The sequence below is a fragment of the Aquibium sp. ELW1220 genome, from assembly GCF_030398385.1.
GTDB lineage: Bacteria > Pseudomonadota > Alphaproteobacteria > Rhizobiales > Rhizobiaceae > Aquibium.
Genome location: NZ_JAOAOQ010000012.1, coordinates 13,176 through 27,319 on the forward strand (window position 1 = coordinate 13,176; position 14,144 = coordinate 27,319).

At 65.1% G+C, this 14,144-nt stretch carries 16 protein-coding genes; 4 read left to right on the plus strand and 12 right to left on the minus strand.

The genetic code is table 11. The features are described from left to right. Nucleotides 1-682 precede the first annotated feature (682 nt). A complete protein-coding gene (locus tag N1F91_RS12880; RefSeq protein ID WP_289992656.1) occupies nt 683-1,033 on the minus strand; it encodes a hypothetical protein in 351 nt (116 codons plus the stop codon). Nucleotides 1,034-1,292: 259 nt separating this feature from the next. Then, the gene (locus N1F91_RS12885) at nt 1,293-2,198 is read right to left on the minus strand and encodes a LysR family transcriptional regulator (RefSeq protein WP_289992658.1); all 906 of its coding nucleotides are present in this window, start codon (nt 2,196-2,198) and stop codon (nt 1,293-1,295) included. A 122-nt stretch (nt 2,199-2,320) separates the two neighbouring features. Here N1F91_RS12885 and N1F91_RS12890 point away from each other — a divergent pair, with 122 nt between their 5' ends. From N1F91_RS12890 to N1F91_RS12905, 4 genes are all read left to right on the plus strand, one after another. Continuing rightward, nucleotides 2,321-2,866 carry a peroxidase-related enzyme gene (locus N1F91_RS12890; RefSeq protein WP_289992659.1) on the plus strand — a complete coding sequence of 182 codons (546 nt, stop codon included), beginning with the start codon at nt 2,321-2,323 and terminating at the stop codon, nt 2,864-2,866. Between the two features lie 56 nt (nt 2,867-2,922). Further along, nucleotides 2,923-3,546 carry a pyridoxamine 5'-phosphate oxidase family protein gene (locus N1F91_RS12895; protein WP_289992660.1) on the plus strand — a complete coding sequence of 208 codons (624 nt, stop codon included), beginning with the start codon at nt 2,923-2,925 and terminating at the stop codon, nt 3,544-3,546. Nucleotides 3,547-3,548: 2 nt separating this feature from the next. Beyond that, nucleotides 3,549-4,022, plus strand: a complete 474-nt coding sequence (locus N1F91_RS12900) for a nuclear transport factor 2 family protein (RefSeq protein ID WP_289992661.1) — start codon at nt 3,549-3,551, stop codon at nt 4,020-4,022. Between the two features lie 173 nt (nt 4,023-4,195). Beyond that, nucleotides 4,196-4,693, plus strand: coding sequence for a YHS domain-containing (seleno)protein (locus tag N1F91_RS12905; protein ID WP_289992662.1), 498 nt, complete (start codon nt 4,196-4,198; stop codon nt 4,691-4,693). 580 nt (nt 4,694-5,273) lie between these two features. Here the strand turns inward: N1F91_RS12905 and N1F91_RS12910 are convergent. The 10 genes from N1F91_RS12910 to N1F91_RS12955 form a co-directional block, all read right to left on the minus strand. Further along, on the minus strand, nt 5,274-6,014 hold the full coding sequence (locus tag N1F91_RS12910) for an NYN domain-containing protein (RefSeq protein ID WP_289992664.1): 741 nt from the start codon (nt 6,012-6,014) through the stop codon (nt 5,274-5,276). Between the two features lie 76 nt (nt 6,015-6,090). Further along, entirely contained in the window at nt 6,091-6,261 is a 171-nt protein-coding gene (locus N1F91_RS12915) for a hypothetical protein (RefSeq protein WP_289992665.1), read from the minus strand. Nucleotides 6,262-6,263: 2 nt separating this feature from the next. Further along, on the minus strand, nt 6,264-6,668 hold the full coding sequence (locus N1F91_RS12920) for an XRE family transcriptional regulator (protein WP_289992667.1): 405 nt from the start codon (nt 6,666-6,668) through the stop codon (nt 6,264-6,266). 103 nt (nt 6,669-6,771) lie between these two features. Further along, entirely contained in the window at nt 6,772-8,538 is a 1,767-nt protein-coding gene (locus tag N1F91_RS12925; RefSeq protein WP_289992671.1) for a site-specific integrase, read from the minus strand. A gap of 192 nt (nt 8,539-8,730) precedes the next feature. Continuing rightward, a complete protein-coding gene (locus N1F91_RS12930) occupies nt 8,731-9,483 on the minus strand; it encodes an ABC transporter permease (protein ID WP_289992672.1) in 753 nt (250 codons plus the stop codon). Beyond that, the gene (locus N1F91_RS12935; RefSeq protein WP_289992674.1) at nt 9,480-10,253 is read right to left on the minus strand and encodes an ABC transporter ATP-binding protein; all 774 of its coding nucleotides are present in this window, start codon (nt 10,251-10,253) and stop codon (nt 9,480-9,482) included. The genes N1F91_RS12930 and N1F91_RS12935 overlap by 4 nt, the downstream gene beginning before the upstream one ends. Before the next feature lie 4 nt (nt 10,254-10,257). Further along, nucleotides 10,258-11,313: an ABC transporter substrate-binding protein gene (locus N1F91_RS12940; RefSeq protein WP_289992675.1), complete on the minus strand. Its 1,056-nt coding sequence runs from the start codon at nt 11,311-11,313 to the stop codon at nt 10,258-10,260. Between the two features lie 55 nt (nt 11,314-11,368). Then, nucleotides 11,369-11,806, minus strand: a complete 438-nt coding sequence (locus N1F91_RS12945) for a VOC family protein (RefSeq protein ID WP_289992676.1) — start codon at nt 11,804-11,806, stop codon at nt 11,369-11,371. Beyond that, a complete protein-coding gene (locus N1F91_RS12950) occupies nt 11,803-12,552 on the minus strand; it encodes an FCD domain-containing protein (RefSeq protein WP_289992678.1) in 750 nt (249 codons plus the stop codon). The genes N1F91_RS12945 and N1F91_RS12950 overlap by 4 nt, the downstream gene beginning before the upstream one ends. Then, nucleotides 12,549-14,003 (minus strand): FAD-binding oxidoreductase, encoded by a 1,455-nt coding sequence (locus tag N1F91_RS12955; protein ID WP_289992680.1) that lies wholly within the window; start codon nt 14,001-14,003, stop codon nt 12,549-12,551. Before N1F91_RS12955 ends, N1F91_RS12950 begins: the two co-directional genes overlap by 4 nt. Nucleotides 14,004-14,144 lie beyond the last annotated feature (141 nt).

Below are 14,144 nucleotides of genomic sequence, written 5' to 3' on the forward strand. Positions count from 1 at the left end.
TCTGTCAGAGTGGTGATGCCTATTCCGATGGAAGCCTTGGAGCAGGGACACCGCTCGCGATCGGGACGAACGAGGTCGTGGAGTTGTCCAACCCCAATCTCTGCCGGATGATGTCGGTCGATTCTAGTTCCCGTTTCGTGGATCTCGTATTCCAGGCTCACGAGGCATCGACCGTCCTCCGCTTGTCATTCGCGGTTTTTCGGCGTGAAGCCCTTCCTGCCGCAAGGTTCGCGCAAGGTTAGCGTAAGGCCAAATCGTATTTCGAATACGAGGGTGTCCTTGTCTGACAAGCTGGACATGGATGGGTGCGGTGCTCAATCGCAGGTCTCTGCGAGCCGAATTGACGTCGCGCTGGCCAAGCATGGCCCTGATCTTCTTGAGTCGTTTGCATCCCGACACCAGAGGTGGTCCGATGCCGGATCTTGTCGGACCCGTAAGGCATCCCTTTGAAGGGGAGGCGGGTTCTCTAGGACTTCGCACTCCTGCGGCCGTGCTGTGGGGGGTGTCGTCTTGAGGAGGCCCAGCTTTCGCATGGTGGGCGGGGCAGGGTGGGGAAGCCCGCAGGGGGACACCTGCCCCACCCACCTTTAGGGGACCCGGCGTCGGGGTAGGCGCCCGGTTCCGTGGTTCCTGACCCCCGATGGCGCGCTGGGGCTTGGTGCTCTTCAGCTGTTCGACCGTGTCAATGTTCGGAGCGAGACTGTCGGATGGGAGGGCGACGCTCATTGGTCGAAATCCGCAACCGTTGCGGAACTGGTGCTCGGATCAGCGCTTTGATGCGATACGTCTCCGACGAAGCGCTACGCTTGTGCGGCGTGATCTCGCCCAGGTAACGCGTCAGAAGCTCCTTGATCGTCATGCGCTCGGCCAGCCGCGTGTCCGGCAGGTTACCGCAGCGATCGAGTTCGGCTTCGAGGTTTCGCGCCCACTTCTCGGCGTCGACCTTCGAGACGAAGGACTTGGCTTTCGGGGGCAATCCTTTACGTCTGACCTGCGCTTGCCATTTGCCGCGTAGTCGGCGGATCGTCGCCATGAAGCACCTTTTTACATTGTGCCTCTGACGCGTAGGACGCCGCCCAGACGGCGCCAAGGAGGTTTTCCAGGTCGAGTATGATCAGATAGTGCCGGGAGCGTCAGTGGCGCATCTGGGCGATGTTTATCACCGCGAGGGGATGCAGACCGGGCAAGGAGTTCCAGAGCCGAGAACACGTGGGAGAGCGCTGCCTAAAACTAGCAGCGCTCTATAAAAGATATGCAGGCGCATCTGGTTGTTCGCGCTCGGCGCTGACGAATTACAACGCCCTGAGCCGCGCCCTCAGGGCCGGCACGGCGAAATCGAGGAAGACGCGCATTTTCGAGGGCAGCATGCCGCGTGCCGCGTGGATCAGATGAACCGGGGCCGGCTCCGGTTCGAACGCCTCCAGGACAATCTGCAGCGCGCCGTCGCGCACCTGTCCGGCGCATTGATAGTGAAGGACGCGCGTTGCGCCGACGCCCCGGACGGCGGCCTCGACTGCGGCTTCCGCCGTGGAAACCGAAAGGCGCGGCGCGATGTCCACATCGATGACCCGCCCGGTTTCGGCCAGCCGGAAGGGCCAGTTGGCGGCCGGCGACAGGAACTCGAAATTGACACTCGGCAGCGCCGCCGCATCCTCCGGCCTTGCCGGCCTGCCATAGGCCTCGATCAGTCTCGGGCTGGCGCAGACGACAGTCCGCATCGCGCCGATCGTGGTGGCGATCATGGTGCTGTCCGGCAGCCGGCCGATCCGCGCCGCCATGTCGACATGCTCGTCGAGCAGATGAAGGTTGCTGTCCGACAGGACGAGCCGGACATTGATATCCGGATGAGCCGCGAGGAAATCGACGACGACCGGCAGGATATGCAGCCGGCCGAACAGCACCGGGGCTGTCAGGGTCAGTTCGCCGCGCGGCGCCTGGAACTCGCCCGCGGCGATGCGCTCGGCCTCCTCGACATCCTCTAGGATCCGCCGCGCCGAAGCCAGATAGGCCGCACCGGTATCGGTCAGCGCAACCTTGCGCGTCGTGCGGATCAGCAGCTTCGCGCCCAGATGCGTTTCCAGCTCGTTGATCTTGCGGCTGACGGTGGCGAGCGGCACGCCCAGCTCGCGGCTCGCTGCCGAGAAACTGCCCTTGTCGGAGACGCTGAGCAGCAATCGCATGGCGTCGAGCCGGTCCATTATTATTCCAATATTCGAGACATTAATTCCCGATAATAGGCGATTATCCTTCGATTTGGAATGGACTAATCCTCCTTCGAACGGAGCCCACCGGGTTCCGGCACTCGAAAGGAGAAACAGCAATGCCCCGTCTGACCATTCCGGCGCGCGACGATGTCCCCGCAGAATCCAAACCGATCCTCGACGCCGTCCAGAGCCAGCTCGGTGTCGTCCCGAACATGTTCCGGCTGATCGCCTCCAGCCCCGCGGCCCTTAAGGGCTACACCGCCAACAACGCCGCGCTCGCCAAGGCGCTGGACGTCAAGACGCGCGAGCGCATCGCGCTTGCCGTCGCCCAGGTGAATGGCTGCGACTACTGCCTGTCCGCGCACAGCTATCTCGGCATGAACATGGCGAAGATCTCGAGCGAGGAGATCGCGCTCAACCGCACGGGCCGGTCGGGCGATGCCAAAGCCGATGCCGCCGTTCGCTTCGCCGTGACCGTCATTCGCGACCGCGGCCAGGTCGCCGCCGCCGATATCGAGGCCGTTCACGAAGCCGGATTCTCCGACGGCCAGATCGTCGAGATCATCGCGGTCGCCGCCGAGAACGTCTTCACGAACCTGCTCAACGTGGTCGCAGGGACCGAAATCGACTTCCCCGTCGTCCGCGCCGCAGAGGCCGCCTGACGCGAGAAGCGGGCGGGCTCCTCTGACCCGCCCGTCATCGCCCCGGAGACACCACCATGCCCTATGGATTTCTCGACATCGCCACGACACCCAGCGTCCGCGCGGAGCAGCAGGCCGCGGGCAGCGACCGGGTCTACCGGGACTACAGGGCCGATCGCACCTTCGACAGGTTCACAGCCGATGAAGCGGCCTTCATCGCGGCGCGCGACAGTTTCTACATGGCCACCGCCTCGGAAACCGGCTGGCCCTATGTCCAGCACCGCGGCGGTCCCCGGGGTTTCCTGAGGGTCATCGACGACAAGACGCTCGCCTTTGCCGATTATCTCGGCAACCGCCAGTATATCAGCGCCGGCAATCTCGCCGCCGACACCCGCGCGGCGCTGATCCTTGTTGACTATCCGGCCCGCGCCCGCCTGAAAATCTATGCCCATGCCGAGATGATCCCGATCGACGGCGATCTCGCGGCGCTCGTCGCGGAGCCGAACTACAAGGCACGGCCAGAGCGCGTCTTCGTGCTGCGCCTCGCCGCATTCGACTGGAACTGCCCCCGGCACATCACCCCTCGCTACGAGGAAGCCGACATCGCCGCGGCGATGGCGCCACTGCACGACCGCGTCGCCGCGCTCGAAGCCGAAAACGAAGAGCTGCGAGCCCGGCTCGCCAGCGCAGAAGGAAACTGACCATGGAACCCGAACGCCCGCCGCTGCCGCCTTTCACGCAGGTCGAAGATGCCGAAAGCAAGGTCCGGCTCGCAGAAAACGCCTGGAACAGCCGCGACCCGGAGCGCGTCGCGCTCGCCTACACGCCGGACAGCCACTGGCGCAACCGCGCCGAGTTTCTTCAGGGCCGCGACGCCATCGTTGCCTTCCTGACCCGCAAATGGGACCGCGAGCTCGACTACCGCCTGGTCAAGGAGCTCTGGGGCTTCCGCGAAAACCGCATCGCGGTCCGCTTCGCCTATGAATGGCGCGACGACAGCGGCAGCTGGTTCCGCTCCTACGGCAATGAATTGTGGGAGTTCGACGAGCGCGGCCTGATGCGCCGCCGCGTCGCCAGCATCAACGACGCGCCGATCGGCGGTGCCGACCGGAAGTTCCACTGGCCGCTCGGGCCGCGTCCGGAAACCCATCCGGGCCTGAGCGACCTCGGCCTCTAGGGCCGCGCAAGCACCACCTTTTGCCGCCGACCCGACCGGGCCAGCGCGGACGGCGAGGATCTCCTCGCGGTCACAGGATCGATCGTGCCGGTTTCCGGGGGATCGTTCCGACGGCATGTCGCCGGCGGCTTCACCCAGACGCCCGCGTGGCGCAAACCAAAAGGAAGACTGACATGAAGAACCTGAACACCATCATGGCGATTGCCTGTGTCATCGGCACGCTCTCCGGCGCTTCGGCCGCATTCGCCGCCGACGAATATAACGTCTCGACCGGCACCACCGTAGACGGCCAGGGCGTTGCGCTCCGCGGCAACGATTCCGTCGCCCTGTTCACCGGCCTCGACGTGACCCCCGGCCACGCCAAGTTCACCGTCGTGCATGACAATGTCGCCTATTACTTCTCGTCCAAGGAGACGATGAAGCAGTTCAAGGCCGATCCGGCAGCATTCATTCCGCAATATGGCGGCTTCTGCGCCTTCGGCGTCGCCAAGGGCCTGAAGCTGGACGGCAGCCCGCGCTTTGCCGATGTCGTCGACGGCAAGCTCTACCTCTTCCTCAACGCCGATGTCTTCGAGGCCTACAAGAAGGACAAGGCCGGCACGATCGCCAAGGCTGAGGCCAACTGGCCGGGCATGGAACACCGCACCGTGGAGGACGTGAACGGCCTTTGATGCATGGTGCGATCCGACCGGTTCGCACTATCCGCATCCGCAGATCCTGGAGGCATTCCCCGGCGAAAACCGTCCTCCATTTCGCTCACTGCCTCCAGGCCTCGGCATCTTTCGCCCGGATGCCGACCCCAAGCCGCTGGTGGCGATTTCCCCCGATCGTCACCAGCGTTTTTTACATTCTCGCGCAGCACAAGTGAGGCGCAAAGTCCACGAGAGTGGCGGTTTCGTGCCGTAAACGCCAGTCCAAGATGTATCAAATCGGGGGAAGCTAGAGCCGGCAAGGAGGGATTGTTAACGCCCAGATCAAGCCGGGGACTCTTCGGAGGGCAGCACTCTATCCAGCTGATCTACGGGTGCGCGCCGCGGGGACAGGGTCTCCGCATCGGCCCGAGCCGCGAGAAAGCGGCACGGGCATTGGCTTCATAGCCGAAGCGGCGCGGCGCTTCAACCACGAGCGTCATGGAGATTGTGCTGTCCTTTCAGGCAGAGGTCACAGGTTCGGATCCTGTCGGCGGCCGATGCCGCGAGTGATTGAACTGGCCAATTTGAAGGTGGGACGGTGCCGCAATGTGAGTAGAGATCAGATCCCGCCTACCTTGGAGGCGCCAGACATCAATCGCACCCTCCAATGCCCGACCGGATACTGGCTCACGGTGAGCCGCCTCTGGGCCTTCAGAAGTTCGAGCAGCGTGCGCTTGCCATAGGTGCGGGGATCGAAATCGGGCGCGTGCCTGACCAGCTCGCGATCGAGATCCTCGACGCCGACCCAGCCACCGACACCGGGATGCAGACGCGCAATCGCGTCCCGGATCTCGTTGCCGGCATCGCGCGGCTCTTGCAGCGGCCTGCGACCGATGATGGCAGGATGAGCGGGCGTGTCCGGCATCAGGTTCTCGCTGAAGAGGAAGCGCGTGCAGGCCTTCCGGAATCGCTCGGACGTTCCCCAGGGGCCGAAGCCATAGACCGGCAGGCCTGCCTCTCTGATGCGCGTGCCGAGCCGGACGAAGTCGGTGTCGCTGGAGACGATCGCGAAGCCGTCGACGCCGCCGCCGTGAAGCAGATCCATAGCGGCGATGACGAGGGCAATGTCAGCGGCGTTCTTGGATCCCATGGCCAACACCGGGTAGTGGCGCAGCTCGATTGCACAGCGGATGCACGCCTCGCGCCAGGCGGCGCTGGTGTGCTCGTAGTCGCCGAAGCCAAGGCGAATGTCGCTGCGGCCGTAGCGCTCGAGTTCGGCCAGGACGCCGTCGATGGCAGCCGCGCTGCCATTGTCGATGTCGATTAGCAGCGCCAGGCGCTGCGGGATGAGGTCGGTCATGCCGGATTCCAATGAGAATGGGGAGGCGCGGGGAAGGGGGCGCGCCTGCCGGCACGCCGCCCTGTCGAATTCCGCTCTACGTCCTGAACACCTGCCGCAGCGCCTGCGTCCGGGCCAAGGTCGGGGCCGGGTCGCCATCGTGGGAAGCCAGCCGGATGACCTCGATCCAGAAGCGCTCGTTCTCGGTGATCGGCCTGTTCATGCGCTCGACCAGATCGGCGCGCGAAGCGATGGTCAGATCAGACATGGTCACTTCCCGAAGATCGCACGCAGTGCTGCGAGCGCCCGCTGGGTCAGCCTCGGGTCGGCGCCCTCCGAGAACTCGCGGATCGCCTTCAGCCAGCCGACCTCGTTCTCGGTGACGATGGTGCCGAAGATCTCGTCGATGGCACTCGGCGTCATGCTGCCACCGAGCTGTTCCAGCGCAAGGCGGAACAGGAACCTTGCGTCGCACTCGAGGGCCTTGGCCAGCGCGGGCACCCGGTCGAGCGGGACCTTGGCGGTTCCGGTCTTCAGCATCGAGAGCACGTTCGGCGTCTTGAAGCCGGCATCGATGGCGATCTCGTGCTGGGATTTCTTGGGGCTGAGCTCGAGGATGCGGCGGTCAATGAACTTGGCGACGCGCGTTTCGGCGTAGGGCTTTCCGTTAGACAATGTCTTGAACCTTCTGTTACGAACTCTATGTATTCGTTATAGCAACAGAAAATAGGACTTGTTCGCACTCTCATAAATTAAATACACTCGGACCCGAAATATATTATCGCGCTATTGATGCGTATTTCACGGACGACACAATCTCTGCCCTTCTCTTTAGTGTTCCTTCCTGTTCATTTCCGTAGCGGCCAGTCATTGACGCCTTGCCGTGTCCCACGACTGTGCCGATCTCGTCATCCATGAATCCAGCAAGCCGGGCGCGATCAATGAACGTGTGGCGAAGGCTATAGGTAACGATATCCTTGCCTGGCTTGACCCCCACTCCTGCCAGATACCGGTTGAACTCCCGCGAGAACTGCGCGGCGATCTGTCCGGTCTCGGGGATCTCGATCTCGGGAAACACCTGCTTCTCGTCCGCAGCGGCCATTCGCTTGCAGTGATCGAGAAAACCGAGCTCGATCAGCTTTGGGTGGACGGGCACGACGCGCATCGATCCCTTGTTCTTGGTTCTTTTCGCTCCTCGACCCTCTTCCGTGATGTGCATGATCCAGATCCCATGCATCTCGCGCACGTCCTCGGCATGAAGCTGCGCGACTTCGGCGGGGCGGGCGCCACTGAAGAGCATGATCCAGGGAATCCAGTAGCGGTGATCGCGCACCGCGACGTTGCCCAGCTTGTCCACGTCGCGCCAGTGCTCGCTCTTGCAGGTCGTGAACAGCGGCGATGTGAACAAGGTCCGGATCGCGTCGTCGTCGAAGGTGTTTCTTTTGATCGCCGGGCCATTCTTTTTTGGAAGCATGTCGGCGACAGGATTCGAGACGAGATAGTCATTGGTGACGAGCCAGCGGCAGAAGCCACCAAGGCTCGCGAGATATCGCCGGATCGTGTTGCGGGTCAGTGCCGGCTTCGGCTGTAGGAGCGCCCTATTGGCGTCGATGATCTCGCGAATGCCGAGCCCTTGGAATATAGCGGTCTCGCTTGCCTTTACCGGCCATTCGGCGAGAACCGCCTTCCACTCCCGGATCATCTTTTTGTCTATCTTTGATGCGCTGATCCGCATTCCTACGAAGTCGGTGAAGTGCTGCACATCGCGGCGGGCTTGGGTGAACGTTTCTAGCCGAATGCTGTTCGGATTTTCGGTCTCATACTTCGCGAAGAGATCCATGATGCGTTCGCCGCTGGAATCTTTCGCTTCCAACTTTTGGACAGGCTCGACAACAACCGGGTCTTTCGGCTTGCCAGAATAGTCCCCCCGATCCCGTTCGGACCGTCGCTCCAACTGCTCGATGTCGGCGCGCATGAGCTTCTGGCAAAGGTCGCGGTAGAGCACGCTGCCATGATCGATCGCGAAGGCATGCTTGGCGAGGAAGCGATCCGCCTCAGCCTCGATCAGACGGGTATCGCCACTTACGAGATCCGAACGAAGGCGGTTCAGCCTTGCTGATCGGCGGCGTGCATCCCAGCCTGCTCTGCCGGCAAGGATTTCGACATCGGTCATGGCATTAATCGAGGCAATGAGCCCAGTCACGCCAGCACGGTTGGCGTCGAGCAGGGCCTTCTCTTCTGCGGCGTCTATCTGCGCGGCGGTCGGACGGGTCGCTCGCTCGCGGTCCCCTTCCTCAATCTTGGTCGAGTAATGTTCCCATACAGCCGTGGAGATGTCCTCGTCGGTCAGATGGCGCCGACGGCGCATGTCGTCGAAGATCGCCGTCCACTCATCCCTAACCGCGGGTTGGCGACGAAGCGCCTGCTTGCGATCGGGCGTGCGGAGCGAAACCCACTTCTGCTTCTTCCCAAGGACGCCCTGGAGGTCAGTCGGAATGGCAATGATCTCGTAGTAGATGGCGCCGCGACGATGAAGCTTGGACATGGTGCGTTCGCCTTATTCGTAGTGCAAACATTAGCACCATTCATTAGCACCCTCGTATCAGTAACCCCATGAATCACAAGCTTTTTCTTTCCCGCCAATGACTTAGGTCCGCCTTCCACCCTCCCTGCTTAAAGTCCAGGTTCCCCAGCCAAGCTCCACTCCAACCGACACAACAGCCCTCCATCCCCCGCCCTATCCCTCCCGCACGATCACCTTCTCCGCCGCAACCACGACGGCGAAGATGCCGATGGCGAGCAGCGAGGAGAGCACGATCGCGGCGTAGAGGCGGTCGGACTGGTAGTTGAAGGTCGCCTGGATGATCAGCGCGCCGAGGCCCTTGTCGGAGCCGATCCATTCGCCGACGATGGCGCCGATGACGGCGGTGGCCGAGCTGATGCGCAGCGAGGAGAACAGCAGCGGCAGCGAGCGCGGCAGGCGCAGGCGCCAGAACACTTCCCAGCGGCTGGCCGAGAGCATGCGAAACAGCTCGTGCTCGCTGGGGCCGGCCGAATCGAGGCCGCGGATCATGTTGATCAGCGTCGGGAAGAAGCAGATCACCGCGGCGATGACGATCTTGGGCGTCATGCCGAGCCCGAAGATCAGGATGATGATGGGCGAGAGTGCCAGGATCGGGATGGTGTTGAAGAACAGCACGACGGGAAAATAGGCGGCCTGCAGCACGCGGCTGTGCACGAAGACGACGGCGAGCAGGATCGCGGCGAGGTTGCCGATCAGGAAGCCGGCGCCGGCCTCGAGCGCGGTCGGCCAGAAATGGCCGGTCAGCAGGGTGGCGTCGCGCGCCAGCACGGCAAGCACCGCGGTCGGCGTCGGCACGATGTAGGCGGGCACGCCGGCCATGGGCAGCAGATACTGCCAGGCGACGATGAGCGACGCGGCGCCGGCAAAGGGCAGCACGGTGCGGGCAAGCGGCGGGAGCGGTGTCATGATGCCTCCGCAAGCGCCGCGCGCAGCTCGGCCATCACGGCAACAAGGGCGGGGTCCTCGCGCGTGCAGCGGTTCTGCGGCTGCTTGACGGGTTTCAGGTCGCGGTCGAGGCAGATGCGGCCCGGATTGGCGGCCAGCACGAGAACGCGCTCGCCGAGATAGGCCGCCTCGGCGATGGAGTGGGTGACGAAGAGGATCGTCGTGCCGGTTCGTCGCCAAAGGTTCAGCAGTTCGTCGTTCAGCCGGTCGCGGGTGATCTCGTCGAGCGCCCCGAACGGCTCGTCCATCAGCAGCAGCTTCGGTTCGCCCATCAGCGCCCGCGCGATGGCGACGCGCTGGCGCTGCCCGCCGGAGAGCTGGTTGGGATAGCGGTCGCCGAAGCCCGACAGGCCCATCAGGTCGAGCAGGGCCTCGCTCCGGTCGGAGATCGCGCGGGTGAGCCGCGACCGCGCGACCTGGAGCGGCAGGCAGACGTTCTGCCGGACCGTGCGCCAGGGCAGAAGCGTGGAATCCTGGAAGACGAAGGCGACGTCGCGACGGCTGCGCACCGCCGCGGCGGTTGCGCCGAGCACCTCGACGGTTCCGGCGAGCGGCGGCAGCAGATCGGCCACCACGCGCAGCAGGGTCGACTTGCCGCAGCCCGAGGGGCCGAGGATCGACAGGAAGGAACCGGCCTCGACCACGAGGTCGAGGCCGGTGATGACGGTGACGGGTTCCCTGGCCGTCGGATAGCCGACGTCGAGACCGACTGCCCGAACGGCGTCCGGCATCGGCTCAGGCGCCGGGAGCTGCGAGCTTCGGCCGGCTGTCGGCCGTCAGGTCGAGGATCTTCGTCGTGTAGACGTCTTCGGTCTTCGGGCGGCCGTTCGGATATTGCCCGACCTTGTCCAGCAGCGTCAGCTGGCTGTCGAGGGATTCGGGGCTGAACGTGCCCCAGCCGCCGGCGGCGGTGTTCTCGTCGAAGGAGAGCTTCAGGATCAGGTCGATGGTCTTCTCTTCCCAGCCGAGATCCATCTCCGGATAGGCTTCGACCATCATCTTGACGGCCTCCTGCGGGTTGGCGTGGACGAAGCCCCAGCCCTTGGCCGCCGCGCCGAGGAATTTCGCCAGCGTCTCGGCGTCGCTCTCCACCGCGCCGTCGGTGGCGAAGTAGACGTTGGCGTAGGAATCGAGGCCGAGGTCGCGGACGAGGAGGTCGATGCGATCCTCGCCGACGACAGACAGCGCCTGGGTGTTGGTGATCCAGCCGCCGATGGCATCCACCTCGCCGCGCACCAGCGGGCCCTTGTCGAAGCCGACATTGACGACGTTCACGTCGGCGGGCGCGATGCCGTTCTTCGACAGGATGGCATCCATCAGGAAGCGGGCGGTCGGCTGGATGCCGATCGTCTTGCCCTTCAGGTCGGCCACGGCGTTGATCGGCTTGCCGGGCTTCGAGGTCAGCGCATAGGGGCCGGTGCGGAAGCCGCAGGCGATGATGCGGACGGGAACGCCGCCGGCGCGGGCGGCGAAGAGCTGCGGCGTCTCGGAAAACTGTCCGAGCTGGGCAGCGCCCGAGATCACCGGCGGAACGGTGGCGGAGTTCGGGCCGCCCGGGCTGAACGTGACCTCGAAGCCGGCCTCCTCGAAGTAGCCGTTCTTCATCGCGACGATGTCGCCGATCTGGCCGTTCGACATCAGCCAGTCATACTGGATGACCAGCTTGGCAGCGGCCCTGGCGGACGTCGCGGAAAGCAGCTGGATGCCGGGCGCGAAGGCGAGCAGGCCTGCCGCGGCGCCGGATCGAAGGAGGGTTCTGCGGTCGATGCGGTGGTTCGAGAATGCTGTCATGATCGTTCCCCTTGTCATTGTTGCGTCCCGCCGGTCCCATGTCCGGGGGAGTGGGTCACGGCTGTTCGTCGTGATAGTCGCCGGGGCCGCCGTCGAGCCAGGCGTAGAGTTCCCAGAGCGTGCCGTCGGGATCGGTGAAATAGGCGCAGCGCGCGTTCCAGACATAGTCTGCCGGCGGGCCCTGGAAGGGCACGCCCTTCGCCGACAGCTCGCCATGGACCCGGTCGATCTCGGCCGGCGCGTCGAGCCGGACCGCCACGCAGGCCTTGTGGGCCGAACGCGGCGCGCGAACGTCCGAGACGCCGGTGTGGCGGCTGATGTGGCCGATCTCCCAGGCGGCGAGCGTGACGCCCTCGCCGTGGAAATCGGCGAAACCCTCCGCGCGGCGGCGCAGCCGGAAGCCGAGCCTGTCGACGTAGAAGTCGACCGTCTTCTGGATGTCCTCCACCAGAAGGCAGATGTCGGAGATGCGGTGCTCCGTTCCGAAGGTCATGGCTGGCTTTCCCCGGCTTCGTGGTTGTTCCTGGCGTTCTTCAGGCTGACGCCGACGCGCTCGGCCGCGCCGATGATGTGGGCGCGCATGGCGTCCGCTGCGGCGTCTGCATCGCCGGCCACCAGCGCCTCGTAGATCAGCACGTGCTCGCCGACATTGACGTCGACGAGATCATGCAGCGGGTTGACCGCGCGGGCATAGTGGATCGAGCGGCGGATCTGCTCGCAGATGAAGGAGATGAAGGTGTGGATGTAGCCGTTGCCGGTCGCCCGCGCGATTTCGCGATGGAAGGCGAGGTCGGCCTCGATGCTGCCGTCCTCCCAGCGTTCCTCGCCGCTCATGCGGTCGAGCGCGGCCCTGATGGCGACGAGGTGTCCGGTCGTCCGGCGTTCGGCGGCCAGTGCCGCCGCCTCCGCTTCCAGGATGCAGCGCAGCTCGAACAGCCGCTCCATGTTGTCGCCGTCCTTCAGCGCATCGCGGTCGATGCGGATCGCGGCGCGATGCTCGGGCGCCAGCACGAAGGCGCCGACCCCCTGGCGCGCCTCGATGACGCCGTCGGCACGCAGCTGCGCCACGGCCTCGCGCACGACGTTGCGGCTGACGCCGAAGCGGTCCGCCAGCTGCTGTTCGGTCGGCAGCCGGTGGCCGGCCTGGAAACCGCCGGTCTCGATCTCGCGCGACAGCAGGGCCGCGACCCGCCCGGGAAGCGCCTCGAACACACCGATGCTGCTTGACCGTTCTCTCATGCTTTTTCCTCCGCGAGTGGAATGAGGCATCCCGGGTTCATCAGGACAAGCGGATCGAGCGCGTCCTTCACCGCGCGCATCGTCCGTCTCTCCACCTCGCTCAACCCATCCCAGAAGGCGCCGGTGCGGGCGCGGCCGATGCCGTGTTCGGCGCTGATCGACCCGTGGAACGCTTCCACGATCGCAAAGAGGCCTGCGGTGATGCGCCGGCCCAGGTCCTGAGCGTCCCGGCGCGGCATGTCGATCGGCGGGAGAAGATTGAAATGGATGTTGCCGTCGCCGGCATGGCCGTAAACCTGTGGTACCCAGTCGGGCCAGTCGCGGGCGGCGAAGGCGCGCGCCGCGGCGACGAAGGCCGGCACGTCGCCGAGCCGCACCGAGACGTCGCTGCGGACATGGTAGCCGCGTCGCGCCTGGCCCTCGACGAGCCCCTCCCGGATGGCCCAGAAGCGGCGCGCCTGCCTGCCGCTCTGCGCCACCACAGCATCGCTGGCGAGGCCCTGCGCGATCATGTCGGCCAGAAACCCCTCCAGCAGCGCGCGGCCGTCCAGGCGCCGGCCGCAGGAGAGCTCGATCAGCACGTGCACGGGAAAGGCCGGCGAGACGGGGGAGGCGAGATCCGCGTCGACCAGCCGCGTCAGCGCCAGGCATTCGGTGCCGATGATCTCGAAGGCGGTGACGAGTTCGGAAAGTTCGCCGCGCGCCAGGGCGCTGATCGCCATGGCGTCCTCGACGGATCCGACGCCGAGATAGGCGGTTTCGATCGTCGCCGGTTTCGGATGCAGCTTCAGGCAGAGCCCGGTGACGATGCCCAGCGTGCCTTCCGAGCCGATGAAGAGCTGCTTCAGGTCGTAGCCGCGATTGTCCTTGCGCAGGCCGCGCATGGAGCTCCACAGCGAGCCGTCGGGCAGCACCGCCTCGAGCCCCAGGATCAGGTCGCGCGCCATGCCGAAGCGCAGCACGTTGACGCCGCCCGCATTGGTGGCCGCGTTGCCGCCGACCTGGCAGCTGCCCTGCGCGCCGAGGGCAAGCGGAAACTGCAGGCCGATCGCCTCCGCGGCGTCCTTCGCCATCTGCAGCGTGCAGCCGGCGTCGAGGTCGAGCGTCGCATTCGCGGCATCGGCCCGGCGGATGGCGTTCAGCCGCGACAGGCTGACGATCACCATGGCCTGGCCGGAGGCGGGCGGGAACCCAGCCCCGACCAGCCCCGAATTCCCGCCTTGCGGCACGATGCCGATCCCGTGCCGGCGGCAGATGTCCACGCAGGCCTGAACCTCCGCGACGGAGCCGGGTCGCGCCACCGCGACGGCATCGCCCGTCCAGTCGCCCGACCAGTCGGTCAGGTAGCCGGCCTTGTCCTCCGGCCGGACGAGCACGGCCGCTGCACCCAGCGATCCTTCGAGATCAGCGCGGAGGCTTTCCAGGGCAGGGGTGGCGGCTGGGGCGAGCAAGGGAAACCCTTCATTACGTAATCAGATCATACTGTCATCCTACAACTGCGCAAGAGGCTTCGTTGCGCTGCCGTCTCAGGCAGCGTCCCGAGCGGGGTTCGCGGGATTAGGCGCATCATCCGCGGGCGGCGAAAGCCGGGG

Coding starts and splice junctions, on each gene's coding strand:
- N1F91_RS12880 (WP_289992656.1), bottom strand. CDS start 1,033: ATGGCGACGATCCGCCGACTACGCGGCAAATGGCAAGCGCAGGTCAGA.
- N1F91_RS12885 (WP_289992658.1), bottom strand. CDS start 2,198: ATGGACCGGCTCGACGCCATGCGATTGCTGCTCAGCGTCTCCGACAAG.
- N1F91_RS12890 (WP_289992659.1), top strand. CDS start 2,321: ATGCCCCGTCTGACCATTCCGGCGCGCGACGATGTCCCCGCAGAATCC.
- N1F91_RS12895 (WP_289992660.1), top strand. CDS start 2,923: ATGCCCTATGGATTTCTCGACATCGCCACGACACCCAGCGTCCGCGCG.
- N1F91_RS12900 (WP_289992661.1), top strand. CDS start 3,549: ATGGAACCCGAACGCCCGCCGCTGCCGCCTTTCACGCAGGTCGAAGAT.
- N1F91_RS12905 (WP_289992662.1), top strand. CDS start 4,196: ATGAAGAACCTGAACACCATCATGGCGATTGCCTGTGTCATCGGCACG.
- N1F91_RS12910 (WP_289992664.1), bottom strand. CDS start 6,014: ATGACCGACCTCATCCCGCAGCGCCTGGCGCTGCTAATCGACATCGAC.
- N1F91_RS12915 (WP_289992665.1), bottom strand. CDS start 6,261: ATGTCTGATCTGACCATCGCTTCGCGCGCCGATCTGGTCGAGCGCATG.
- N1F91_RS12925 (WP_289992671.1), bottom strand. CDS start 8,538: ATGTCCAAGCTTCATCGTCGCGGCGCCATCTACTACGAGATCATTGCC.
- N1F91_RS12930 (WP_289992672.1), bottom strand. CDS start 9,483: ATGACACCGCTCCCGCCGCTTGCCCGCACCGTGCTGCCCTTTGCCGGC.
- N1F91_RS12935 (WP_289992674.1), bottom strand. CDS start 10,253: ATGCCGGACGCCGTTCGGGCAGTCGGTCTCGACGTCGGCTATCCGACG.
- N1F91_RS12940 (WP_289992675.1), bottom strand. CDS start 11,313: ATGACAGCATTCTCGAACCACCGCATCGACCGCAGAACCCTCCTTCGA.
- N1F91_RS12945 (WP_289992676.1), bottom strand. CDS start 11,806: ATGACCTTCGGAACGGAGCACCGCATCTCCGACATCTGCCTTCTGGTG.
- N1F91_RS12950 (WP_289992678.1), bottom strand. CDS start 12,552: ATGAGAGAACGGTCAAGCAGCATCGGTGTGTTCGAGGCGCTTCCCGGG.